This is a genomic window from Synechococcus sp. CC9902 (assembly GCF_000012505.1).
Classification (GTDB): domain Bacteria; phylum Cyanobacteriota; class Cyanobacteriia; order PCC-6307; family Cyanobiaceae; genus Parasynechococcus.
The window spans coordinates 1,903,688-1,927,024 of the sequence record NC_007513.1 but is presented as its reverse complement, the minus strand read 5'-3'; the positions used below and the strand labels follow the sequence as shown (position 1 = coordinate 1,927,024).

The following is a 23,337-nucleotide window of genomic DNA, read 5'->3' as shown; positions in this document are numbered from 1 at the left end:
TGAAGCGTGAAAAGGCGGGCCGACTCTACATGTCAGCCATGAACAATCGTGTTGATGGACTGGCTAATAGGGCTCAGTAGCGGTAGTGGGCGAAAGCTTTGTTGGCTTCGGCCATTTTGTGCGTCTCTTCGCGTTTGCGAACAGCACTTCCAGCTTCATTGGCGGCATCCATCAGTTCGCCAGCAAGCTTCTGAGACATGCTGCGCCCGTTACGCGCGCGTGAAAAGCTCACGAGCCAGCGCAGAGCCATCGCGGTACCGCGCTCCTGACGAACTTCCATAGGCACCTGGTAGGTGGCGCCACCGACACGTCGTGCACGCACTTCAACGAGGGGAGTCGCGTTCTTGACGGCAGTTTCAAAGAGTTCCAGTGGATCCCCACCGGTGCGCTCGTTGATCAAACCGAAGGCGTCAGAAAGAATGCGCTGAGCCGTTGATTTCTTCCCGTGCTGCATCAGCCGAGCAACCATCATCGTTGCGAGCCGGCTGTTGAACTGTGGATCAGGAAGAATTGGGCGCTTTACAGCGGCGTTACGGCGGGACATGAAAACTCAGAGCGTTGTGGTCAGAAATGAATAGAGGGTGATGTCAGATCACTCTTTTGGTGCTTTAGCGCCGTACTTGGAGCGGGATTGGCGGCGGTCTTTGACGCCAGATGTGTCGAGGGTTCCGCGAATGATGTGATATCGAACCCCTGGCAGGTCTTTGACACGTCCTCCTCGAATCAGCACAACAGAGTGCTCTTGAAGGTTGTGTCCGATGCCACCGATATAAGCAGTCACCTCAAAACCGGAGGTGAGCCGCACACGAGCCACCTTGCGAAGCGCCGAGTTGGGTTTTTTCGGCGTGGAGGTGTAAACGCGGGTGCAGACACCGCGGCGCTCAGGGCAGGACTTCAAAGCAGGCGATTTCGTCTTGACTTTGAGACGTGAGCGCTCAGTGCGGATTAGCTGTTGGATGGTTGGCATCGAGGGTCGGTGTGCGGCCGGACACCCCGACCTAATTCGACAATCCATCACGATACCGGGTGATGGGCCAATTGTTAACGACGGCTGAAGGCACTTCCACAAGCGCACGGCTCAATTCCCTTCGCGGCCCGGATCAGAAATCCACCACCGCTGAGGTCGCCTCGGTAGTCGAGACAAAGATTTTTAAGAACTCCGACCTGCTCTTGCGGTGCATGCAGGGTGATGCCATCGGCCCGGGCAATGGCAATGCCCGCAAGGTGGCCAGGGCGGATTCGGATGATGTGCTGCGCGCACTCACCGGGGATGACATCCAAATGCATTTGCCCTGGGGTTCCAGCCACTGCTGCTTGGCGCCCCAGCTCGGCAGCTGCTGCTGCGGTTAATCGCAGATTGGCAGCCATGCAAAACAAATCAATGGATAAACAGTTTTGCAGGTGTTCATGACCGTATGAGTCCGAGGCCGTTGTGAACCCTGGGGGTGCTTCCCCGCCCATTCATGACTGTTTGGTTGCTCACCACAAGGGTTGTGGAGCTTCCTCCATCCAGATTTAGAGCATCTGTGAAGCCAAGTTGTTGGGCTGCCAGGGCTGTTTCGAGCAACGTGGGATCACTGGTCGTCGCGCCATGCACCGTGAGCATCCACTGGCCATCACGGCCTTGCCCCACCACGGTGCGAGGCGCCGTGAGACGCAGAAAGCCTGGACTAAACCCTTCGCTTCGGCCGTTCAGCACGATGCGACCGTGTTGCATCAAGAGTGGTCCTCCACCCAGCACGTTGGGATGTGTGCCGAGCGCTGAGCGAGACCACAAAAAGAGCTTCACCCGATCGCCAACGCCTGCAGGGAGTGCTGCACCACCTCGGGCAACAATCAAATCCGTTCCCGGTGGGATGGGGACGCCCTGTCTCAGCGAGTTATGCCCCCATTCTTGTTCCACAACACCTCTGCGAATCAGCAGGGCCTGCTCCTTGCCACTGATGGCGCGATATTTCGATCCCCAGCTGGGTGTGTAGCGGCTCAGACCTTTTTGTACATACCCACTGTTTAAAAAGCCAAGCCGCCAACGTTTGGAGCTGTTCACCTGGAGTTCTTGCAGGAGCTCAAGCCGCCCGAAGTGAAGGGTGCTGTTGCGGCTCCAGCCGATCACGCCACGGTTCAGGATCGGTCCGGACAACCAGGTGCCATTGCGCCGCAGCGCTCCCAGGGGAAGTTGATTGATGCGGTTGAAAAACCCGCCATTGATGGAGACGAGTGCCTTGGCAGATCTAGAGAGTTCTGGAAGGAAGCTCAGTCCTTGCTGTCGGTCTTCTTGTGCCAGGGGTTGGAGCCTTAGCCCCAGTGCGTTGAGCCTGCCTCCGATGCGAAAAATTCGAAGTGGTTTGACGCCAACGTTGATGGTGCGTTCCTCCATCACGAGGCCCTGTTGTATGTAGGGGGCAAGAGCTGGGTTGTTAATCGGAAGCTCTCTTCGTGGCTGTATCGCCACTGATCGCCCCCCCACCCCATCAAGCACCAGTCGCCACGGTGTGGCCAAGCTCAAACTGCGTAGACGAATGGCCTGGCCGCGGAGTTTCAAGAGACGCCCCTCTTGGAGAGGGTGTAAGCCGAGCTGCTTGAGGATGTTGCGCTGTCGAGAGGTGGTCTGTAGCGCGAAGGCCCAATCAGTCCCGATGCGTTGCGCAAAAGCCGGCCCATCGAGATCCAGCACGAGACGCTTTGCGGTGGCTCCTTTGCCCCGCCTTAACCCTTGCAGTGCAGGCGCGGGCAGGCTGAGGATCAAGGTTCCTCCCTTGCGCTTGGTGTCAACTCCAACGCTGGTCAACCAATCTCCAACGTCGAACCCGACTTCGTCGCCGAGGGAGCGGCTGTCTAGCCGACTCAAAGCCACTGTTCGGCCAAACCACTCCAATGCATCACCACCAGGTCTTTCCTGGCGTCTGAACCCCATCCGTGCCTCGAGAAGATCCAGCGGCAGCCAAAGCTGATCGGGTTGAGTGCTGTTATTCCCACGCCATTCCCAAATTGCTTTGACGCGTTCACCGTCAATCGCAACCGTATTTCCTCTCCTTGGCGCGACGGCACGAATTTGCGGCAGAGGCTCTGGCGGCGGAGCGATGGGGAGCATGCGGTGGTTGGGTGCGGAATGTCGCCTGCCTAGGATCGTCAAACGCGCTGGTTTCTGCAGGAGACGTCGTTGCAGTCCACGCATTTGTCTAGTTGATGTTTATGTCTGAAGCCATCCGTCCCTCAGCTTGGCCATACAGCGACAGCGCTGCTCCTGATGCCGTGGCTGGTGAGAAGGACGCGTGCGGCGTTGGTTTTCTTGCTCAGCTGTCAGGGAAAGCCAGTCATTGGGTGTTGCAACAAGCCCTGCGAGGACTTGGGTGTATGGAACATCGCGGTGGCTGTGGCGGCGATGGTGATTCCGGCGATGGCGCCGGAATCTTGTGTGGCATTCCATGGAATTACCTCAGGGCGGTCTGGCCAGAAGCCAGTGCTGCTAAGGGCCTTGGCATGATGTTCATGCCAACCAATCCGGCCAGCCGCGCCGCTGTGCGCGCCTGTTGCGATGCCGAAGCAAAAGCTTTGGGCTTGTCGCCCTTGGGATGGCGTGAGGTGCCGATCGACCCATCGGTTTTGGGGGAGTTGGCACGGCAGACCGCCCCCGCTATTGAGCAGTGGGCATTGGATGGAGCGGATGATGGAGATGCCCTTGAAGCTCTCTTACTTCGCCTTCGCAGGCGAGTCGGTGCACGGGCGCGTCAGGAGTTGGGCTCCGACCAAGTTCAAGACTTCTATGTCACCTCCCTGAGCAGCCGCACCGTTGTGTACAAGGGCATGGTGCGTTCAGAGGTGTTGGAGCGTTATTACGCCGACCTTCGTGATCCGCGCTTTGAAGTGAGCTTTGCGGTGTACCACCGTCGCTTCAGTACAAACACTCTTCCTCGTTGGCCGTTGGCGCAGCCCATGCGAATGCTGGGTCATAACGGTGAAATCAATACCCTTCTGGGCAATCTCAATTGGGCGAAAGCATCGGAAGCCAATCTCCACAACGTTTGGGGTGAGGCATCGGCTGATCTGATCCCTGTCGTGAATCCGGCGTTCAGTGATTCGGCGAATCTCGATGCAACGTTGGAGTTGATGGTCCGCAGTGGCCGTTCCATTACGGACAGCCTGATCACGTTGGTGCCGGAGGCTTTCCGCAATCAGCCGGACCTCGATCGCCGTCCTGATGTGACCGCGATGTATGAGTTCAATGCGGGGATTCAGGAGCCCTGGGATGGCCCTGCGCTGCTGGTGTTTGCCGATGGCAAACGGGTTGGAGCGACGTTGGATCGCAATGGCTTGAGACCAGCGCGTTGGTGTACCACCAGCGATGGTTTCGTGATCATGGGCTCAGAAACCGGTGTGGTCGATTTAACCGACAAGACCATCGTCCAGAAAGGTCGATTGGGCCCTGGTCAAATGTTGGCCGTCGACTTAGAAACCGGCCAACTTCTCGATAATTGGGCTGTAAAGGAAGACGCTGCCCAACGTTTTCCTTATGCAGATTGGTTGCATCAACACCGTTCCTCTGTATCAGCGCAGCCGTGGGTTGAGGCGCGCTGCATGGGAGAGCTCGATCTGTTGCGTCTGCAGACGGCGATGGGCTTCACCGCCGAAGACCTCGATCTGGTGATCGAAGACATGGCTGGCCTTGGCAAGGAGCCCACGTACTGCATGGGGGACGACATCCCACTAGCAGTTCTGTCTGACCGCCCCCATTTGCTGTACGACTACTTCAAGCAACGGTTCGCACAGGTCACGAACCCGCCCATTGATCCGCTTCGCGAGAAGTTGGTGATGAGTCTGGAAATGCATCTGGGTGAGCGTCGCCCAGCCTTGAAGCCTGAGGCCAAGGCTGCTGCAGTGATTCACCTCGATAGCCCGGTGCTCAATGAAACTGAGTTAGCGGCTCTCTCTCAGCAAGGCCTTCCGGTCAGGATGCTGTCCACTCAAGTGGCCGTTGAAGCCTGTGCTGGCGGATTGGGCACTGCTCTGAACGATCTATGCAAAAACGCTGAACAGCTCGTGCGCGATGGGGCACAAGTGTTGGTGTTATCGGACCGTGTTCGGGCGGATGGCCAACCTTCAGAGCTCAGTGCCACAACGGTGGCGATGCCCGCCCTCTTGGCCGTTGGAGCGGTGCATCACCACCTCCTGCGCCAAAAGCTGCGGTTGCAATGTTCTTTGGTTGCCGATACGGCTCAATGTTGGAGCACGCATCACATGGCCTGTTTGATCGGCTATGGGGCGAGTGCTGTATGCCCATGGCTGACGTGGGAAACGACCCGCCACTGGTTGGAGCATCCCAAAACTCAAAAGCGGATTGAGCAGGGCAAACTTCCCTCCCTTGACGCTGTCAAAGCTCAAGAGAACGTTCGCATCTCTCTGGAAAATGGCTTGCGCAAGATCCTCTCAAAGATTGGGATCTCCTTGCTAGCGAGCTATCACGGTGCACAAATTTTTGAGGCCATCGGCCTCGGTGCAGACGTGATTGAGATGGCGTTTTCCGGCACCACCAGTCGTGTGGCCGGGATGACCCTTGCTGAACTCGCCAACGAAACCCTGTCGTTGCATGCCAAGGCTTTCCCCGAGCTCAACCGCAGCAAGCTCGAATTTATGGGTTTTGTGCAGTACCGCTCGGGTGGTGAATTCCACCTGAACAGTCCAGATATGTCGAAGGCGCTGCACGCTGCCGTGAAAACTGGCCCTGGATACGACCACTTTTCCACCTACAAAACACTGCTGGAGAACCGTCCAGTTACTGCGTTACGCGATTTGTTGGAGTTCAAGATCGCTTCAACCCCACGTCCCCTCGATCAGGTGGAAAGCGTGGAAAGTTTGTGCAGCAGATTTTGCACCGGTGGCATGAGTCTTGGTGCCTTGTCGCGGGAGGCCCATGAGGTCCTTGCCGTGGCGATGAATCGCATCGGTGGCAAGAGCAATAGTGGTGAAGGTGGTGAAGATCCAGCTCGTTTCCAGGTCTTGAGTGATGTCGATGCGGAAGGCAGGTCCGCAGCGTTTCCGAGCATCGGAGGGTTGCGCAATGGCGACACCGCAAGTTCGGCGATTAAGCAGATCGCGTCAGGGCGGTTTGGGGTCACAGCGGAATACCTCCGTAGTGCCAAACAGTTAGAGATCAAGGTGGCCCAAGGCGCCAAACCGGGTGAAGGGGGCCAGCTGCCAGGTCCCAAGGTTGATAACTACATCGCCTGGTTGCGCAACAGCAAACCGGGTGTGGCCTTGATCTCTCCGCCTCCCCATCACGACATTTACTCAATTGAAGACCTGGCTCAGCTCATTCATGATTTGCACCAGGTGCATCCCAAGGCTCCAGTCAGCGTCAAATTGGTGTCTGAAATAGGGATCGGCACCATTGCCGCTGGCGTGGCGAAAGCCAACGCCGATGTGATTCAGATTTCTGGCCATGACGGCGGTACAGGAGCGTCACCCCTCAGTTCGATTAAGCACGCCGGTAGCCCTTGGGAACTTGGCCTCACTGAAGTGCATCGCTCTCTGTTGGAAAACGGATTGCGTGATCGAGTTCTGCTTCGGGCCGATGGGGGCCTGAAAACGGGTTGGGATGTTGTGATCGCAGCGATGTTGGGTGCCGAGGAATTTGGCTTTGGTTCGGTGGCGATGATTGCTGAGGGCTGCATCATGGCCCGCGTTTGCCACACCAATAATTGCCCGGTCGGTGTTGCGACTCAGAAAGAAGCACTGCGAAAACGCTTTAAGGGAGTGCCTGAGCATGTGGTGAACTTCTTTTGGTTTGTGGCCGAAGAGGTTCGCCAGCTGCTGAGCCTTTTGGGGATGGCCAAGCTTGAGGATTTGATCGGTCGAACCGACCTATTGCAGACCCGTGCCGTTGATTTGGCGAAAACCAGCTGTGTTGATCTATCCAGCCTCTTGGCTCCCATTGCCGGTTCTGAAGATCGCTCTTGGCTCACCCATAGCGCTACGGCTCACGGCAATGGCCCCATCCTCGAAGATGATTTTCTGGCAGATCGTGAGTTGATGGAGGCCGTTGAGAACCACAGCGATCTGAGTCGCATCACTGAAATCATCAATACCGATCGCAGTGTTTGTGCTCGTTTGGCTGGGGAGTTGGCCCAGCTCCATGGCAATCGAGGTTTCAAGGGCCAGCTTGATCTCACATTCCGTGGAGCTGCCGGACAAAGTTTTGGTGCCTTCCTCGTTCAAGGGATGAATGTGCGTCTCGAAGGAGAAGCCAACGATTACGTGGGTAAAGGGATGAATAGTGGTCGGATCACATTGGTCCCCAGTGATGGCACCCCAAATCCTGGTGAGCAGGTGATCCTTGGCAATACCTGTCTCTACGGGGCAACAGGAGGTGAGTTGTTTGCCTACGGCAGAGCTGGCGAACGCTTCGGTGTGCGTAACAGCGGTGCGAAAACCGTCGTAGAAGGTGCCGGGGACCACTGCTGTGAATACATGACGGGCGGTGTGGTCGTGGTACTCGGCAGCACAGGGCGAAATATCGGTGCTGGGATGACCGGTGGCGTCGCCTTTTTGTTGGATGACACGGGTGGTGTGACGCCTCGCGTGAATCCAGAAATTGTTGAGGTCTGCGCTCTCACAACGGGAGAGCAAGACGCCATGCTCAAGGATTTGTTGGAGCGCTATTTGGCGGTCACTGGAAGTGAAAAAGCTTCCGAACTTCTGGCGGACTGGCCTACTGCTAAATCCCGCTTCAAGGTGCTGGTGCCTCCGAGCGAACGGGCTCCCATGGGGCTCACCGAGAAACAGGCCGTCGCGGCCTAATCACGATCTTCGGAGTCACCGGGTGGCTTGGTTCGTCAAGACAGAAACCTTTACGGCTGAAACCGCTGCTCTCTCGATCGAGCAGCGGCGTCCATTTTTGGAGGCGCATCGCCATTGGCTGGATCAACACATCGGGCTTGGACGACGCATTCGCAGTGGCTTTTTAGTCGATGATCAGCGGCGTCCTGGCGGTGGAGGAATGCTGATTTTTCAAGCCTCGTCCTATGCCGATGCCCTGGCCTGGGTGAGCCAGGATCCAATGATTGTGGAGGGTCTTGTGGCGTGGCAGCTTCAGGAGTGGATCCCTGTTAGCGGGGATGACTGGCCATAAGCCGTTGCACCTCACCAGCGTGATAGCTGCTGCGGGTGAGTGGACTGCTCACCACTTGGAGGAAGCCCAGCTCGTCTTCCCCAATGCTGCGATACGACTCGAATTGGCTGGGCGTGACAAATCGATCGACTGCTAGGTGCTTGGGCCCAGGTGAGAGGTATTGCCCGATGGTCACAATGTCGACTTGATGGTCGCGTAAGTCCTTTAAGACGCCGATCACCTCGTCATCGGTTTCACCCAAGCCCGCCATGAGCCCCGACTTTGTGTACACCTTTGGCCAGCCCTTTCGCACCCGTTGAAGTAAGTCCAGGGAGCGTTCATAAATGCCCTGGGGCCTTGCCTTTTTGTACATCCGTGGGACCGTCTCAATATTGTGATTCAGTACGTGAGGTGCGGCTGCCATCACGGTGGCTAGTGCGTCCCAGTTCCCGCAAAGATCGGGGATGAGTAATTCAATGGTGGTGAGCGGGGACCGCTGCTTCACCTGCTCAATACACGCCACAAATTGAGAGGCACCGCCGTCGAGCAGGTCGTCACGATTGACGGATGTAATTACAACGTGGCTTAACCCAAGGCGTGCAACAGCTTCTCCAAGGCGTTCTGGTTCGCTCGGATCAAGCTCCCTAACACTTTTGTCGAAGTCGATGTCGCAGTAGGGGCAGGCGCGGGTGCAGCCCGGACCCATGATTAAAAAAGTGGCTGTTCCACCGGCAAAACATTCGCCGATGTTCGGGCAACTTGCCTCTTGGCAGACCGTGTTCAGATTGAGGTCTTGCAGTAGATCTGCGACAGCACCGATCCTTTCCCGCTGCGGGGCTTTAACGCGCAACCACTCGGGCTTGAGCACTGCTGAATTCGGGTCTATCACCGACCCTAAACGGCTCTGCTCACCTGGTGTTGTCTCTTAAGATGGTGAAGACGGGATGTAGCGCAGCTTGGTAGCGCACTTCGTTCGGGACGAAGGGGCCGCAGGTTCGAATCCTGTCATCCCGACTGCAGAATTTTGTGGTCTTAAATCTTGATTGATTCTAGATCGTTTTGGAGGAAAAGTAGTCGACAAAAGTTTAATGTTTAAGGCTGATGTGTCGATTACTCCAGCCATAGCTTTTTAAAAATAAGCGGAGCTGAGTCTCGAGACTTCATGGCTTCTTCGCGAATGAACGTGATGCAAGCTTTTGATCCATCAAATGCCTTTTCTTTGATCACAAGTTCAAAGGCCTGTTGCAGATTTTTGCTTCGAGATAATTCCATCTCCATGATTTTGACTGCCTTAGGAGGGTTGCATTTTCCCATCGCCGACGATGTTTTCCCTGGCATTCCGGCATTGAACAGAGTTGTCATAAATGCTGCTCCTAGAAGAAAGCTAAGGCGTATCATGAGCTTGGTGCGTGATAAATTTTTTGAAAAAAATAGATGCTCAACTTAGCTTAAGTTATGGTGATATTTTAGAATTTAAATGTAATTTTAGCAAGGCCTCCGAGTTGTTCAAAGGTTTCTCCTCTGGGAGTGTCTTGTCCCAGTGGGCGTGACAAATAAAACAAGGCAGGCGTCACTGTGATCGCATCCGTCACGTTCATCTGAAGCCATGCCTCCCAGATGAACTGACCATCGTTTGGGGTGTTTTGACCCTTGAGATCGGTTGCGAAGACAGGTTGTCCAACGGCGATGCCGACGCTGGTGCTATCCATAAAAATGTTGTCCCACTCCAAGCCTGCCGTCCAAGACTGACTGGTTTGAACGTCGCCGTTCTGGGATGTATCGCTCACGTTGATGCCCCACCCCGCCGAGATTGAGGGGATCCAGCGCTCGTCCAGTCCTTGCCAGGCTCCGCCGAGGCCGAAGGCATGGGTCATGCCCGTGGCACTCAATGATGTTTGGGTGAATGGGCTGGCATACGTGATGAGATCGTCGCCGTTTTGGATCGCGGTATAAATCGCGGCAAGGGTCAATTCCTCTCGCGCGTAACCGATTTGTACCGTTCCAGTGCTCCCTGCATCCTTTGTTGCGAGCCCCCCTTCGCTTGTTGTGCTTCTCGATCCGTTGGCTGCTACGTAATTGGCTGAAAAGCGGAAGCCAGTGGGGGCATCCCAGCGGAGGCCGGCTCCAGCGCCGAGGTTTTTGTTGTAAGCGGCCGGCGCACCATTCAGGGTGAGCACATCGAGAATTGCATCACTCGGGTAGAAGCTTGGCCAGATCGCCAACATGTCTTCCTGACCCACGCGTGGACCTGCGGTCACTGTCAGGTGCGATCCAATAGGGAACGAATAAAAAAGTTTGTCGAGTGTTAACTGATTTGGGTGGTCTCCCTCTTGAAATGCCGTTTCCAGGGTTGAGAGTGTTGTAGGGCCGGCTCCGCTAAAAACATTGTTATCCCCATTGAAGTTGCCAGCGCGCAGCACGCTGGTGAGTTGGTCTTCACCGGTGAAGCTCGTTTCGAGATTGAGTTGAAGGTCGTTGTTCAAGCTTGTAGCTCCGAAGCCTCCATTGCTGTGTTGTTTCAGAGCATTGGCCGAGCCTCGAAATTGATTGGCACCCACCACGAAGGTGGCGACACCCTTGAGCTTGGTGGTGGTGGAGAACTGGGTTGCTTCCAGTTCGCCAACACGAGCTTCGAGGCCGTCAACGCGTCCGCGGAGGATGGCGAGTTCGGTTTCGAATTCTTTGAGAAGGCGACGCAGTTCGTCGGTCACTTCAGTGACGCGGTCGAGACATGCGTTCAGCAGTGCTGCAGCCTCGTAACGGGTCATCGCCCGGTTGCCGCGGAAGGTGCCGTTGGGGTAACCAGCGACGCAGCCGTACTGCTCAACCAAGTTGCTGAGCGCCTGATAGGCCCAGTCAGTTGGGTAAACGTCGGAGAATTGGGTAACGCTGGTGACTTGGTCGCGGCTGTTTTCAAGCGAACGCGCCGCGTCGTCAGAAACGCCGTTGAGGTTGGGCTCTCCCGTCGAGGCCAGACCACCGAAGACAGCAGAAGCTATGAGGATTGACTGGACGAATTCCATGACCGTGTTGGAACAATGTTGAATAAAAAAACCTCCTTATCGAACGATAAGGAGGAGATGGCATGAAGTTTGTTTGTCTGAATAACGGCGTTATTAGTCGATCAGTGCCACCCAGGCAAATGCAATTCCAATGCCAATCCAGATCCCAGCACCGAGTCGACGTCCTTGTTCTCCAAGGCGACTGATGACGGTTTGCGATACGGAGCAAACAAGGGTTAGCAGAACACCTTGGCCAATCAGTAAGCCAAAGAAATAGGCCAGAAGAGGAGTGGGCTCAGCCCCAACAATGGTGCTCCCCAGAAGAAAGCCATGCAGTCCGAACAATGGCAAAAGCCAGGTTGCTGGTGCAACCGAAAGGGCGATGAGTCCTTCCACCACGAGGCTTAACGACACAAGAGCTTCAGCCCAGGGTGCGACGACATCGGGCAGGGGGACGAACTGTGAGATCAAGCTGCCGCCCAAGCCGATAGCCAGCATTGGCAAAATCCAGGCAACTGGTCGCTTGAGGCCGATGAAGGCGATGGCCAGCAGAAAGAGCAAATGGTCCGGCCCTAGGAGGGGGTGGCCAATACCGCTCACAAGACCGGTCCATCCGGTGAGCTGGCTGCTGTCACCCATTCCGAAAGGGTGGTGAGCGAAGGCGGGGCTTCCGAGAAGAAGCAGCGGAATGATTCCTAGGGCAGCCCACCTGATTGGCCGCTGGCAGCCCTGGATTGAAAAAGTCAAAAGTCGATCCTCGTCGTTTGAAGGTCTGGCGGGCGTTCTGACTGACGGCCCTCGCGGAGACGCTTCACAGCTGCGGGACAGCGACGGACTTTCACCGCTCTTTCCCCGTTTCCATCAGCAGCTGCTCACTGCTGAAACCAGAAAACACACATTAAGGGCAGCTCTTGCTTCTGCCATAAATGCTTCTCAAGTGTTGGTACAAGCTCTGCACTCATTCATTACATAAATATGTGGGATGCGTTATCGGCTTGTTTTGCGGAGAGCAGACACTGATTCGATCTCCGTAACCCGATTGGCCCCATGTTGCGAATTCAGGGCGACGCCCAGCTGTTGAAAACACTCTTGCTTGAGTCGCTGCGCGAGCCTCTGTCACATTTTCAACACAACAAATCTCAAGACCCTCCTCTTATTGAGAATGACTTGCATTTTCAGCAGCGCGCTTGTACTCTTGCAACCAATTCTCAATCGCAATAGTTGTGACGGCTTCTGCCTACCGTTTTTTGCCCGATGATTCGGTTGCTCCGATGTCGATGCCTCGCCAGCAGACTGTGTTGCTGGATCCGGCTGGTCGTGAGCAGGCCACAGTTCTTGAAGTGATGGAAGGGGTTTGTCGTGTGTACTGCCCATGCGAGGAAACCGAAGGGATGACCCTGGCATTTCTGCAATCCGGGGATCGTCTACGAACGGATCGCCTCTGTAGTGATGGTGCTTGCGTCGAAGCCTTAACCGCTCTGAAGTTTCGGCGAGATGCCGTGAGTGCCGACGAGCTGGGCATGGATGCCGTCAACGAATGGACATTGCAGCTATTGCGTGTTCGCCACCTAGGCCAGGCTGAGCAGCGGTTGCATGCGTTGTTGGTTCTCTTAGTGAATCGCTTGGGGATGCGGCGAAGTGATTGTTTTCAATTGCCCTTTCGTTTGACCCACGAACGCTTTGGTGAGCTCATCGGTGCCACTCGTGTAACAACGACTCGATTGCTCTCCAAATGGCGTCAGTCTGATCTGGTCGAAATGTCGTCGATCGATCTCACAACCAGGCTTTCGCCAGCCTTAGTTGAATCATCCCCACTGACCTTTTGAGCACCATGACTCATGGAACAATGGGACTTCTTGGTGATTTGTGTGGGGAAGCCGAATATCTTTGGAAAAGACTGGCCACTGTTCATGTTGCATTAGATCGCTGTAATAACGCTGGCCTTCGGCGTCGATTTTCTTTTGAACTCAACGCACATTTTCAACGCTGTTTAGAGATGCAAGGTGTTGTTCGTCGTCTCGAGGGTTTTGGATTCTCTGAATCTTGTCAGCTTCGTTTGATGAAAGAGCTCATAAATAGGGCAGTAAATGAAAACTATGCATTATTGATGTCAAGAAATTGACAATCCAAGCCTTCCTCGCTTGATTGCTTGATGTGGCAATAAAGATTTTAAATTCAAACCGGCTCATTGCAGTTAATTATATTTTCAAGCATTAATTTATAGTGCATACGATTAACGAGGGCTGTATTTATTTATTTTGTCAAAGCGTCTTGGCTTTTTCAATGGCCAATGTAATCATTATCGTGGAATTTTAATGGGATGCAATTCACTTGTTCGGTCTGAATAAAAAGATACCAGATTATGTTCATCATAAACATCGGTATGTCGATCGAATATTTATGTTGGGTTCCTAAGCAGCTCCGCTGATGAACCTTACTGAAAATATTGTCGTAGAAATATTTGTCGATCACATTGAGACGTCGTCGCTTGAACGTCAGCGCTGGCTGAATCGGGTGAGAACAGCAGGGTTCGATCAAGCTCTTTTAGAGTTTGCAGAGTTGCTGATGGAGCCTGGTAATTCTTGGCTTGTCAGGAAATGGGGCCGGATAGAGCGAGCCTTTTCGGAACCCTATACACCAAGATTTAATCTCAATTGAGTGCCCTATACACTGAAACAATGAGGGCATCGTATGTAGTAATAATGACTTTTAAATGCATCACAAAAAAACATGGTGGTAGAGCCTGACGTCAGAATAATTGAGTTCAAATAATGTCATGACTTTCACCATTTTTTTTGCGACATCAACTGGTAAAACCGAAGACGTCGCAGACCGTTTGAAAGAGCTTCTTCCGGGTGCAGAAGCAAAAGATGTTGATAATCTTGGCTCCTCTGATGAACTTGTCGCGGCTGACGCACTCGTGTGCTGCGTCCCGACATGGAACACGGGAGCCGACGAAGCAAGGTCTGGAACGGCATGGGATGATCTTGCTCAAGAAATTCCAAATCTTGATTTTGCTGGCAAATCTGTCGCGATTCTTGGGCTAGGTGATTCCTCTGGCTACTCAGATTTTTTCTGCGATGCCATGGAAGAACTATATACAGCTTTTCTTCAATCTGGAGCCAAACTTATTGGGAAAGTACCTACGGCTGGCTATACTTTTGATGCCTCTAAGAGTGTTATAGATGGTAAGTTCTGTGGACTACCGATTGATGAAGATAACGAATCTGAGCTATCGGATCAGCGCTTAGCGGCTTGGGTTCAACAGATTAATAGTGAGGCATAGACTCCTTTTTTGATTGTGTGGCCGATAAAGATCTTGTAGTCAATACAGGCTCTTTATCGGTGAACCCAGTCCACCCGAATCTCTTTGCGCTGGTTTAAGTATTTGTCAATCGACATTGCAGCAATGCATCCATCAGAGCAGGCAACGACGGCTTGCTTAAATGGAGTATTTCTAATATCGCCGATGGCCCAAACACCATCAATATTGGTTTTCATGTTTTCATCAACTTGAACTCCACCTTCATTATTTAAGGGAATCTGCCCTTGCAAATATTCAGTAATTGGCATCGACCCAGTTGAATAAACGAAGACTCCGTTGGTTTTTAATATTTGCGGTTCTTGTTTGCCACCCTCTAAAATTTTGATCTGATTAACTCCTGACTCGTCGCCCTCTATCTCCATCAGTTGTGTACGCTTCCACCACTGAATGTTTGGAGAGTTCAGTAACGTCTCGACGCCCTGTATTGAAGGCCTAGGCTTACTCTTCGTGATCCAATGTACTTTAGATGCGAACTTAATTAATACCATAGCCTCATCAATTGCCTCCTGATTTGCCCCATAGACAGCCACCTCTTGTTGTTTATAGAAGGCAGCATCACATGTGGCACAATAACTAACTCCTCGGCCAAGATATTCACTTTCACCGGGAAGTGTAGATGCGCGTCCCATTGCTCCCGTTGCTAAAACAAGAGTTTTCCCTCGAAATGTTCCCTCCGGTGTATATACAATCTTTTTATCTGAGCTTAGATCGATACCATATACCTGAGCCTGCTGATAGTTAGCTCCATAGCCTACGGCTTGATCTCGCATTGATTTTAATAGATCTGCTCCTGATACAGCTCCTGTTACTCCTGGATAATTGGCGATCTGATGGGTGATGGCCAAAGCACCCACGGCAGGGTTTTTATCAAGTATTTGTGTTTTGATTGATGATCTTGCTGTGTATAGAGCGCAAGCACATCCGGCAGGCCCTCCGCCAATAATGAGTACGTCTGAGTCGATGAAGTCAGTCATTGTTGGTGATTTTTGTAGGCGAGCAGTCGCTTTTGATCGTTAAGCTATTGATCATTTCCTCTTCGGGAACCATGTCTAGGAATGACTCAATAATGGTTGCAGTTTGATTTGCTTCCTGGTGGTGAAAGAAATGACGAGCATTGTCTATGGCGCGATAGTGGTCACCAGGCTTAAGTTGTTCGCTCCATCGGGTGTGAGTCGTTCGATCGATGACGAAGTCGTCATTCCCATTGATAACGAGTGTTGGGATATCCGATGCTTTGAATCTGCCTCGCTTGATTTGAGAGGCGATCGATCCAAGAATATATTCTTCATCTAAACACTTCGCGAGCAGTGATGCGAAAATAGGAAACTTCCTAGACAAGTCACTCCCAAATAGTTGAGAAGAGAGATGAAACAAAATTCTCTCTCGGCTACATGGCAGCTGACTTCTCATTTCTAGATAATGAGATGTCCATTGGTTTGTTATTGCCGTATCGGCTGACAGTAAAGTTGCTGAGCGTACTAATTTAGGGTATTTGCATGAAAATAGATGAGCTATGCCGCCGCTAATTCCATGCCCAACTAGATGATATCTTTCCTTCCCTTCATTAATTGTTTCAAGCATCATTGAATGTATTGTTTCTATGCTACATGCCTCATCTAAATCATGTTGGAATGACCAACGTTTTACCAGTCTATTTTTTGAGAGTCTCTTGGCAAGGCGTTGATTAAAGCAGTGAAGAGTGGGCTGTAAATCAATCCATAGGATCGGTGATGGACTCATTATAAATGCGATTTTTATTAGTATGCCCGCGCATGTAAGCGGTAGTTACACCCTTCTACATTCTGATGTTTCGAATGATACCTCTAACGATGTCATTCAGGCATCTTCTTCCTTCACTTGAATTGTCCCATTTGCTATTTTGGTCTCTAGATATTTTATGAGTTTTTGCTCCGACCTATCTGCCGACCGGCATAGTTTCAACACTGATTGATGTGATTTGCGTGTAATTCTTCTGGATGTTATTGAGGCCAGGTAAATGTCAATGATCTTGGACTTTGTATTTGGCTGAATCATTTTTCATCTCTCCTGTTGGGTTTAAACTTGATCAAGTCTTCTGGATGAATTGATCCCAGTATGTTGAAAGTCTGCTTCTCTTTTGGTTCGATAATAAAGATAATGCCCATAGGCTCTGGATAGATCCCCGTAATGGCTTCAAATGGGTCATCATGACCGACTAAAACCAGATTTTGTTTTTGATCGATGGATTGGGAAAGTAGGGGCAAAAGTCTCTGTCGATAGATCTCGTTATCACTTTCTGTACATACCTCGCATGGAAGAAAATTAAGTGCTTTGTTTGTTTCATGTTCTCCGAATGAAAGTTGTGCCGTATCAATCGCTCGGCAATATTCGCTTGATATGACACGACCTATCGGTACATCATGATTTCTGAGTGAATCGCCGATTTTCATTGCTTGTAATTTCCCCGCCGCGCTGAGCTCTCTTTGTGTTGAGCAATCATCCAGTGATAATTCAAGAGATGCTTGATCAGCCCAGTCAGTCTTTGTTGCTGCATGTCTCATATATATGATCTTTCCCCCTTTCTGTAGTTCCTGGATCAAGCTGTAGGTTGATTCGTGTTTAGCTTCATCGAAGAATTGGTGCGCTTTGCTCTCAGCACCCATCAAAAGAGTTGATAATAAGCTAATCTTTAATATGCTTCCTCTTATCCTTGAGAATGAAGTGCAGAAACGCATCTTGTTGAAAACAACCTATTCGCAAGATATATAATAAAAAATAACCGTGTATCGAGCGGCGAGTATTGAGTAGTGCGCGAGTATTCATTGTCAGATCTTGACGTGCTAAATGATTCTCTGATTATTCTCATTTTCTGAATATTAATTTTGTACTGCAATTAAAAAGGCTTACACGATTTAAATGCAAGCCTTTATGTATTATTGATGCATTCAATTCTATTCTTTGAGTGTGGCTGGTTGATGTTGTCCTTGATAAAGCTCATTATCAATGATCAGCAATGCCGATTTATCGTCTCCTGCAAAGCGCACCCGACCCAGGAGATAGGCAAACTCGTTCTCAGCCTGGGTTTGTTGATCAACCATGGGATCCAGGAAGACGGTCGTTCTTACATCTGATGCATGTTCGCCAAGTGCATAGAGCTGATGGAGGGAGGCGGTGATATCAGCTTCCATCAAAAACGATGTTGCAAATACGTTTGTTGGAGCATCCCACACTTGATTTGGTGCCTCAAGTGGTTGTAAATCGACAGATTGTCCACGGGCAATTAAGTACTCAGCAAATTGTGCAGCATGTCCGTGTTCGCTTTGTGATTCTTCGCGGAAATAACGTGCAAATCCCCTCAGTTCACGCTCTGCAAACCAGACAGCCGCTGCAAAATAATTGGCATGGGCCTGACGCTCCATATTGAGATGATGTTGCAGCCCGTTGAGTAAATCCTCCGCTATGGGCTCTGCGAGAGCTCGACCAGAAGGCCCAACGAGAACAGAATTACGAGAGGTTGATGCTGCAGTTGATTGCGTCATTTTTAAATTCTTCCAATTATTTGTCTTGTCAACATAACCGATTGCATCATTAATGCATGCATGTGGTGTTAATTTCACCTGGTTTATTGATAGTCATTATCAGAAACCATGGCGATGCTCGTCGCCATGGTCCACTGTTAATTACTTTCTGAGATTAACGCCATCCACTGTTTGCCATGATCTGGATGGCCCTTTTTTGTGTTTCTCCTAGTTGGCTGATCGATACATTGTCTGGATTGAAGCGACCAAAATTCTTCAGTTGGCTCGCTGTTCCAAAACCATTCAAAGGATATTCGTAGGTTGGTCCAGCAATCGATGCACTACCTTTTGGCGATGTTAGATATGTAATCAATGCGATTGCTTCCTTTTTATTTTTGGCGGATTTTGCCATGCCGGCCGCACTGATATTCACATGGGCCGGGTTTGGCATGATCAACTTGATTGACTGGGTGAGTTGCTGATCGTTTTGTCCGCTTGCGCCAGCTTGCATCCTGGCCAAGTAATAGTGATTAACAACACCCACAGCACATTTGCCTTGTCCAACCGCTCTGATTAGTGATGTATCTCCACCAAAAAATGGCTGATTCACATTTCTAACCATGCTTTTTACCCAGTTTGTTGCGCTGGCTTCTCCCTTTAAGACGATTTGATCTGCAACAAGGGATTGGTTGTATACATTTTTACGTTTTCGGAGGCAGAGTTTACCTTTCAGATTTGGTTTGGCTAAATCTGCATAGGTTTTGATGCTGTTCGGATCAACGAGTTTTGGATTGACAATGATTGCTCTTACCCGCCTTGTGAGCCCAAACCATCGATTACTTGGATCTCTATATCTTGCTGGAACATTTTTTTTAATTTGTTCGGATTGGATAGGTGCCAATAATCCTTCTTTTGCGGCATTATTAATGCGAGCAGAGTCAACGAGTAAAATGACATCTGCGTTTGAGTTGTTTCCTTCGCGTTTTAATCTTTCGATTAGTGTGATGCCAGTTGCTTCAATTAAGCGAACTTTAATGCCAGTGTTTTCGCTAAATGTTTTAAAAACCTGGCGATCAGTGTTGTAGTGCCGACCTGAGTAGACGCGAACTTCTTTCGCGAAGCCAGGTAGTGTATTGGCTAGTGGCATTCCTATTGCTAAGAACGCAACTAACAAAGATGATTGACCCATTACAGCTTTTTGTTTATAAGATCCTATTGATTGATGGCCTTTGGGCCTGTCGAATGTTACGCGGTTTCATGGATCAAATGATACAAGCCTGTTTCGCTGTGTTCTGTTCTTTTTCCGCGCCATGGATTTTCTGACCTCGGAGCTTTTGGGCGTCGAGGAGACGCTTCAGTTGACGAGTGAACTCACCAACCGTGAGTCGATTTGGCTTGATGGCCGGCTTACGGCTGGTGAGCATGCAGCCCTTGTTAAGCACAATCGTCAACTTGATCCCTCATTGCCTTTGGCACGATCGATTGCTGAGATTGTTGAACAAAAAATTATTGACAGTCCTCTTTTGAAGAGCTTTGCACTGATTCGTAGGGTCCATAGCATCCTGATTTCTCGAAGCGAAGTTGGAGACGGATATGGATGGCACGTGGACAACCCATTTTCGAAGCATGGACGTCGTGATCTTTCTTTTACCCTATTTCTCAGTGATCTCTCTGACTATGAAGGGGGGGAGCTTACATTTCAGCTTTTGCAGGGTTCGAAAGAAATTCGTCTTCCCGCTGGGCAGATTATTCTTTATCCGAGCTCATCATTGCATTGTGTCCAACCTATTTCAAGTGGTGTGAGATTGGTCTGTGTAGGTTGGATTGAAAGTTACATTCAATCCACTGAAGATCGCTCACTTTTATTTAATTTAGATGCAGGGGCGAAAGGTTTGTTGGCTCGTCACGGACGATCCGATGAACTCGACTTAATTTTTCAAGCGTATGCCAATGCCGTCAGACGCCTCTCTGGCCGCTAAAGTGCTTTTTGTTACTTGGTGAAGTGTCTGATGTTGTCTTTTGTCTCCCCTCCTTTTTCATAATAGTTTTTTACCTGCTGAACATGCCAAAGACTTCACCTGTATCTCTGTTTTTAGCCGCCACATCGTTGCTTGTTGCTTCTGCCACCTCAGGTATCGCTGTTCAGGCGCAATCTGCTGGCGGTCTCCAGGAATGGTCGACTGATCAGGCGGTGGATGAAAAGAGTATCCCTGATTCAGATGCCAAGGCCTTGAAGAAAAAAGCGATGGCCGAAGATGTTTGTGTGCCTATTGGCGAAGGTGAAAACTGTTGGTAGTTTTTTAATTGTTGGTTCTGCTGGTTATGGAATCAACTAATGCTAAAAGCGCCTTTTAGGCGCTTTTTTTGTGCCAGCTCTTTTTAATTGCTTGCGATTCTTTGCCTGCTTGTAACTCATCGTTGCCCTGTTATTCTTATTTCCAATAAAAAAGCGCCCTAAAGGGCGCTTTGATTATGAGTTAAATCAATCAAGAACTAGTCGTTAAACTAGAATTTGAAAGTGGTTTTTACAAGACCACCAAATTTGTTCTGGCCGCTGATTTGAGCTTCGCCGTAAGCGTTGTCAACCCAGAAGATCGCAGGAGTAATGGTGATGTTGTCGCTGACTGCGAAGTCGTAGTAACCCTCAATGGCGAAGTTGGCTTCATCACCGGTCGATACGTCTTTGGCATCAGTGGCGTAGCTGGAGTAAGAGCCGAAGCCCAGTCCCAGTTTGTTGCCCTCGATGAATGCATCGTTCCAGTTGAGGCCAACCATCCAGCCCTTCAGAGCTTCGGCATTGCCGCGGTATTCACCTTCGGCATAACCGAAGTCGACACCTGCACTGATGGTGGGAATGAAGCCAGAATCTTCGGGCTGCCAATAGCCACGAAGACCGATGGCGTGCATCGGATGGCCAAGATCCTTAGCTAAGGGCGTTGAATAACCCATGGCAGCTTTTGCACCGCTGCTGGTTTCAATGCATCGGCCTCTGGCGTTTTCTACGGCACAGTGCTGGCCGGCATTTTTCAGCGAATAAAGTGCTGAAACATGCCACTGGCGATTTCCGTAGCCCACTTGGCTTAAGAAGTAAGCATCGGTGTTTTCACCGAACATGCCTTCTTTAGGGTCGCTCTTGGCACCGTCGCCGCCGTCGGCCACGTAGTTAGCAGCGATGTTTAAAGCTGCTTCGCCTGGATCAACGTCTTGACGCCACTGCAGACCGAAGCCTTGGCCTGTGCTTGCACCTAAGACAGAACCGTATCCACCAAGCTTGAATGCTTTGAGGATGGGCTTGTAGCGAGTCGGTGTCTCGATCATGTAGTAGTTCTCAACCAGCGCACCAATGGTGGCTGTGAACTCAGAACCGATCGGGAATGTATACCAGAGCTTGTCAATTTTCAGGGTGTTATCCCCTTTCTTGGCGTCAGCCAGGTAGGAGTCTGTTTGTGTCCAGACGTTTGCCATGTTGCCCGCGCGCAGACGGGTATACAAGCGATCCTTGCCGGTGAAGGATGTGTTCAGGTTGAGTGTGTAGCGGTACGACATGTTGGTGCCGTCGCTGTTGCAATCACCGCCCTTGTTGTTGCACTTATTGCGGTCTTCGTATTTGACAGCGCCAAGGAAGAAATCGGCTTTGCCTTGCAGCTTGGTGGTGGTGGAGAACTGGGTTGCTTCCAGTTCGCCAACACGAGCTTCGAGGCCGTCAACGCGTCCGCGGAGGATGGCGAGTTCGGTTTCGAATTCTTTGAGAAGGCGACGCAGTTCGTCGGTCACTTCAGTGACGCGGTCGAGACATGCGTTCAGCAGTGCTGCAGCCTCGTAACGGGTCATCGCCCGGTTGCCGCGGAAGGTGCCGTTGGGGTAACCAGCGACGCAGCCGTACTGCTCAACCAAGTTGCTGAGCGCCTGATAGGCCCAGTCAGTTGGGTAAACGTCGGAGAATTGGGTAACGCTGGTGACTTGGTCGGCAGAAGCCGCGTAGTCAGAAACGCCGTTGATGTTGAGCTCGGCGGCATTGGCGCCGGAGGCCAGAAGGCCCAGGGCGGCAGGAGCCACCAGCATTTGCTGGAAAAGCTTCATTGAATGGTTCCTCACACAGGAAATGCCCAAATTCTTGGGCTCATTCATTTTGATTTGTTCAGAAGGTATTCGACGTAACAAAACCCCTTAATCCAATGTTTCATTTGATCGCTCTTCGGGTTCCGTTTTAGCGCTCCCAAGGCTCGCTATTCCCGCGGACACCGTGATGGATGTGCCGATTGATTCATCCTGAAGTGCTTTTCTTTCATTTGTTTGCAACCCATTTTTATCCGAAGGCCAGGGTCTTGTAACTTAGGTGTCGAGAACAGCAGTAGGAGTTGCTGGCTGAATGAATGCCTCTACGAATCCTAAAAATAATCTGGGCAAGGTGAGCAAAAAAAAAGGTTGCAAAAAGTCAAAATGTTCAAAGTGGAAGGGTAACTCTTGTCGCTGTGGTCGGGATTAGTTCTGAATCTCTGACGACGAGTTCTTCTTTCATTTCATCGATTGAAATAATTCCCTTGTCCTTAAGTGCTCCGAGCGACCGGCTCACTGTTGACCTTGTCGTACCAATCATCTCTGCGAGTCGAGAATGAGATAGTAAAAATTGAAGCTTGTAACCTTCTGGCGTTCGTTTGCCAAGCCTGATAATTAAAAGCTGGAGTAAAGACTTAAGCCGATCTTCTGACTTGATCGGATGTCTTACTGTATACAGTCTAAAAATCCATTCCTGGAGAAAGTCATCGTTAGCAGCATGGACTTTTTGTTCATTGTTGATCTTGATGATGCAGTCTGTTATGGCTTCGATTTGTAGATTCTCTGAGCCGGGATGGCAGAACTTGCAGTCGTCTAACGACGACATAAGCGCCACTGTGATTTCTGGATGGCTTTCATTTTCAACGGTCGATAATCGGATTATTCCTTGCGTGGCAACGATTGTTGTTGGCCAGTTGTGAATTGGCTTGGTGAGTATGAGCCTCTGCCCTGCTTGTAGTGAGCATGGCTTGAGCGGCCCCTTGCGTTCATTTTCGTTTGTGCTTATTGCCATTCACGCTTGTAGCAATTGATACGCAGCAAAGTGCCATAAGAGCATGGATTTGTTCTTCCTTGTGCCATTAATGTCTTTGCTAATTGATGTCGTCCTGGATGGTTATATCACGATTTGCTTTCCCTTTGCTTTTTGTGATTGTTGTTTCGACGTTCTGCTGGGTTAGATATGAGTCGTTTCGTTTTGCCTCAAGCTCTAGAGATCAATCGTCTTGCCAGTTATCCATAACACCTGTGACGAATCGACTTGTTTAAGTAGCTCCATGTGCTCATTTGTTAGTGCCTGGGCGGTCTCGTGATCTCCGGCCAGAGAATGCATCGATATCCTGCTGAGGCACCAAT

The 23,337-nt window shown here is 50.9% G+C and carries 23 protein-coding genes, 1 tRNA gene and 1 riboswitch; of the genes, 9 read left to right on the top strand and 15 right to left on the bottom strand.

The window, feature by feature from the left end:
- Positions 1 to 73: 73 nt before the first annotated feature.
- The 4 genes from rpsG to SYNCC9902_RS10215 all read right to left on the bottom strand — a co-directional run bounded on the left by rpsG (position 74) and on the right by SYNCC9902_RS10215 (position 3,091).
- Positions 74 to 544 carry a 30S ribosomal protein S7 gene (gene rpsG, locus SYNCC9902_RS10230; protein ID WP_009788869.1) on the bottom strand — a complete coding sequence of 157 codons (471 nt, stop codon included), beginning with the start codon at positions 542 to 544 and terminating at the stop codon, positions 74 to 76.
- Positions 545 to 592: 48 nt separating this feature from the next.
- The gene (gene rpsL, locus SYNCC9902_RS10225) at positions 593 to 967 is read right to left on the bottom strand and encodes a 30S ribosomal protein S12 (RefSeq protein WP_011360768.1); all 375 of its coding nucleotides are present in this window, start codon (positions 965 to 967) and stop codon (positions 593 to 595) included.
- A gap of 74 nt (positions 968 to 1,041) precedes the next feature.
- Positions 1,042 to 1,368, bottom strand: coding sequence for an AIR synthase (locus SYNCC9902_RS10220; RefSeq protein ID WP_041425198.1), 327 nt, complete (start codon positions 1,366 to 1,368; stop codon positions 1,042 to 1,044).
- 37 nt (positions 1,369 to 1,405) lie between these two features.
- Entirely contained in the window at positions 1,406 to 3,091 is a 1,686-nt protein-coding gene (locus SYNCC9902_RS10215) for a phosphodiester glycosidase family protein (RefSeq protein WP_041425551.1), read from the bottom strand.
- A 101-nt stretch (positions 3,092 to 3,192) separates the two neighbouring features.
- Between SYNCC9902_RS10215 and gltB the strand changes: the two genes are divergently transcribed.
- Both gltB and SYNCC9902_RS10205 read left to right on the top strand, forming a co-directional pair.
- Positions 3,193 to 7,794, top strand: coding sequence for a glutamate synthase large subunit (gene gltB, locus SYNCC9902_RS10210; protein WP_041425197.1), 4,602 nt, complete (start codon positions 3,193 to 3,195; stop codon positions 7,792 to 7,794).
- Between the two features lie 22 nt (positions 7,795 to 7,816).
- Complete coding sequence (locus tag SYNCC9902_RS10205) at positions 7,817 to 8,125, top strand: YciI family protein (protein ID WP_011360764.1); 309 nt, start codon at positions 7,817 to 7,819, stop codon at positions 8,123 to 8,125.
- Here SYNCC9902_RS10205 and lipA read toward each other — a convergent pair.
- Positions 8,103 to 8,972, bottom strand: a complete 870-nt coding sequence (lipA, locus tag SYNCC9902_RS10200; protein ID WP_041425196.1) for a lipoyl synthase — start codon at positions 8,970 to 8,972, stop codon at positions 8,103 to 8,105. The genes SYNCC9902_RS10205 and lipA overlap by 23 nt on opposite strands.
- Before the next feature lie 72 nt (positions 8,973 to 9,044).
- On the opposite strand from lipA, the gene SYNCC9902_RS10195 reads away from it, so the two are divergent.
- Positions 9,045 to 9,118, top strand: a tRNA-Pro gene (locus tag SYNCC9902_RS10195).
- A gap of 96 nt (positions 9,119 to 9,214) precedes the next feature.
- Here the strand turns inward: SYNCC9902_RS10195 and SYNCC9902_RS10190 are convergent.
- The 3 genes from SYNCC9902_RS10190 to SYNCC9902_RS10180 all read right to left on the bottom strand — a co-directional run bounded on the left by SYNCC9902_RS10190 (position 9,215) and on the right by SYNCC9902_RS10180 (position 11,745).
- Positions 9,215 to 9,502 (bottom strand): hypothetical protein, encoded by a 288-nt coding sequence (locus tag SYNCC9902_RS10190; protein WP_011360762.1) that lies wholly within the window; start codon positions 9,500 to 9,502, stop codon positions 9,215 to 9,217.
- A 68-nt stretch (positions 9,503 to 9,570) separates the two neighbouring features.
- Positions 9,571 to 11,127 carry an iron uptake porin gene (locus SYNCC9902_RS10185; protein ID WP_011360761.1) on the bottom strand — a complete coding sequence of 519 codons (1,557 nt, stop codon included), beginning with the start codon at positions 11,125 to 11,127 and terminating at the stop codon, positions 9,571 to 9,573.
- A 93-nt stretch (positions 11,128 to 11,220) separates the two neighbouring features.
- On the bottom strand, positions 11,221 to 11,745 hold the full coding sequence (locus SYNCC9902_RS10180; protein ID WP_232179220.1) for a HupE/UreJ family protein: 525 nt from the start codon (positions 11,743 to 11,745) through the stop codon (positions 11,221 to 11,223).
- Between the two features lie 117 nt (positions 11,746 to 11,862).
- Positions 11,863 to 12,010, bottom strand: a riboswitch (cobalamin riboswitch).
- A 373-nt stretch (positions 12,011 to 12,383) separates the two neighbouring features.
- Between SYNCC9902_RS10180 and SYNCC9902_RS10175 the strand changes: the two genes are divergently transcribed.
- The 4 genes from SYNCC9902_RS10175 to fldA all read left to right on the top strand — a co-directional run bounded on the left by SYNCC9902_RS10175 (position 12,384) and on the right by fldA (position 14,392).
- Complete coding sequence (locus tag SYNCC9902_RS10175; RefSeq protein ID WP_037988725.1) at positions 12,384 to 12,932, top strand: Crp/Fnr family transcriptional regulator; 549 nt, start codon at positions 12,384 to 12,386, stop codon at positions 12,930 to 12,932.
- A 5-nt stretch (positions 12,933 to 12,937) separates the two neighbouring features.
- Complete coding sequence (locus SYNCC9902_RS10170; RefSeq protein ID WP_156771124.1) at positions 12,938 to 13,228, top strand: hypothetical protein; 291 nt, start codon at positions 12,938 to 12,940, stop codon at positions 13,226 to 13,228.
- A gap of 305 nt (positions 13,229 to 13,533) precedes the next feature.
- Entirely contained in the window at positions 13,534 to 13,764 is a 231-nt protein-coding gene (locus tag SYNCC9902_RS12595) for a hypothetical protein (RefSeq protein ID WP_156771123.1), read from the top strand.
- A gap of 118 nt (positions 13,765 to 13,882) precedes the next feature.
- A complete protein-coding gene (fldA, locus tag SYNCC9902_RS10160) occupies positions 13,883 to 14,392 on the top strand; it encodes a flavodoxin FldA (protein WP_011360756.1) in 510 nt (169 codons plus the stop codon).
- Between the two features lie 53 nt (positions 14,393 to 14,445).
- Here fldA and SYNCC9902_RS10155 read toward each other — a convergent pair whose 3' ends face one another.
- From SYNCC9902_RS10155 to SYNCC9902_RS10130, 5 genes are all read right to left on the bottom strand, one after another.
- A complete protein-coding gene (locus SYNCC9902_RS10155; RefSeq protein ID WP_011360755.1) occupies positions 14,446 to 15,405 on the bottom strand; it encodes an NAD(P)/FAD-dependent oxidoreductase in 960 nt (319 codons plus the stop codon).
- Positions 15,398 to 16,171, bottom strand: coding sequence for an alpha/beta fold hydrolase (locus SYNCC9902_RS10150; RefSeq protein ID WP_011360754.1), 774 nt, complete (start codon positions 16,169 to 16,171; stop codon positions 15,398 to 15,400). The genes SYNCC9902_RS10155 and SYNCC9902_RS10150 overlap by 8 nt, the downstream gene beginning before the upstream one ends.
- A gap of 290 nt (positions 16,172 to 16,461) precedes the next feature.
- The gene (locus SYNCC9902_RS10140; protein WP_071818417.1) at positions 16,462 to 17,145 is read right to left on the bottom strand and encodes a histidine phosphatase family protein; all 684 of its coding nucleotides are present in this window, start codon (positions 17,143 to 17,145) and stop codon (positions 16,462 to 16,464) included.
- A gap of 216 nt (positions 17,146 to 17,361) precedes the next feature.
- The gene (locus SYNCC9902_RS10135; protein WP_011360752.1) at positions 17,362 to 17,949 is read right to left on the bottom strand and encodes a ferritin; all 588 of its coding nucleotides are present in this window, start codon (positions 17,947 to 17,949) and stop codon (positions 17,362 to 17,364) included.
- Between the two features lie 154 nt (positions 17,950 to 18,103).
- Complete coding sequence (locus tag SYNCC9902_RS10130; RefSeq protein WP_041425192.1) at positions 18,104 to 19,117, bottom strand: extracellular solute-binding protein; 1,014 nt, start codon at positions 19,115 to 19,117, stop codon at positions 18,104 to 18,106.
- 121 nt (positions 19,118 to 19,238) lie between these two features.
- Between SYNCC9902_RS10130 and SYNCC9902_RS10125 the strand changes: the two genes are divergently transcribed.
- Positions 19,239 to 19,907 carry a Fe2+-dependent dioxygenase gene (locus SYNCC9902_RS10125; protein WP_011360750.1) on the top strand — a complete coding sequence of 223 codons (669 nt, stop codon included), beginning with the start codon at positions 19,239 to 19,241 and terminating at the stop codon, positions 19,905 to 19,907.
- A 23-nt stretch (positions 19,908 to 19,930) separates the two neighbouring features.
- Positions 19,931 to 20,224 (top strand): hypothetical protein, encoded by a 294-nt coding sequence (locus SYNCC9902_RS10120; RefSeq protein ID WP_083756844.1) that lies wholly within the window; start codon positions 19,931 to 19,933, stop codon positions 20,222 to 20,224.
- 209 nt (positions 20,225 to 20,433) lie between these two features.
- Here SYNCC9902_RS10120 and SYNCC9902_RS10115 read toward each other — a convergent pair whose 3' ends face one another.
- Both SYNCC9902_RS10115 and SYNCC9902_RS10110 read right to left on the bottom strand, forming a co-directional pair.
- Complete coding sequence (locus SYNCC9902_RS10115; RefSeq protein WP_011360748.1) at positions 20,434 to 22,008, bottom strand: iron uptake porin; 1,575 nt, start codon at positions 22,006 to 22,008, stop codon at positions 20,434 to 20,436.
- Between the two features lie 364 nt (positions 22,009 to 22,372).
- The gene (locus SYNCC9902_RS10110; RefSeq protein WP_011360747.1) at positions 22,373 to 22,996 is read right to left on the bottom strand and encodes a Crp/Fnr family transcriptional regulator; all 624 of its coding nucleotides are present in this window, start codon (positions 22,994 to 22,996) and stop codon (positions 22,373 to 22,375) included.
- Positions 22,997 to 23,337 lie beyond the last annotated feature (341 nt).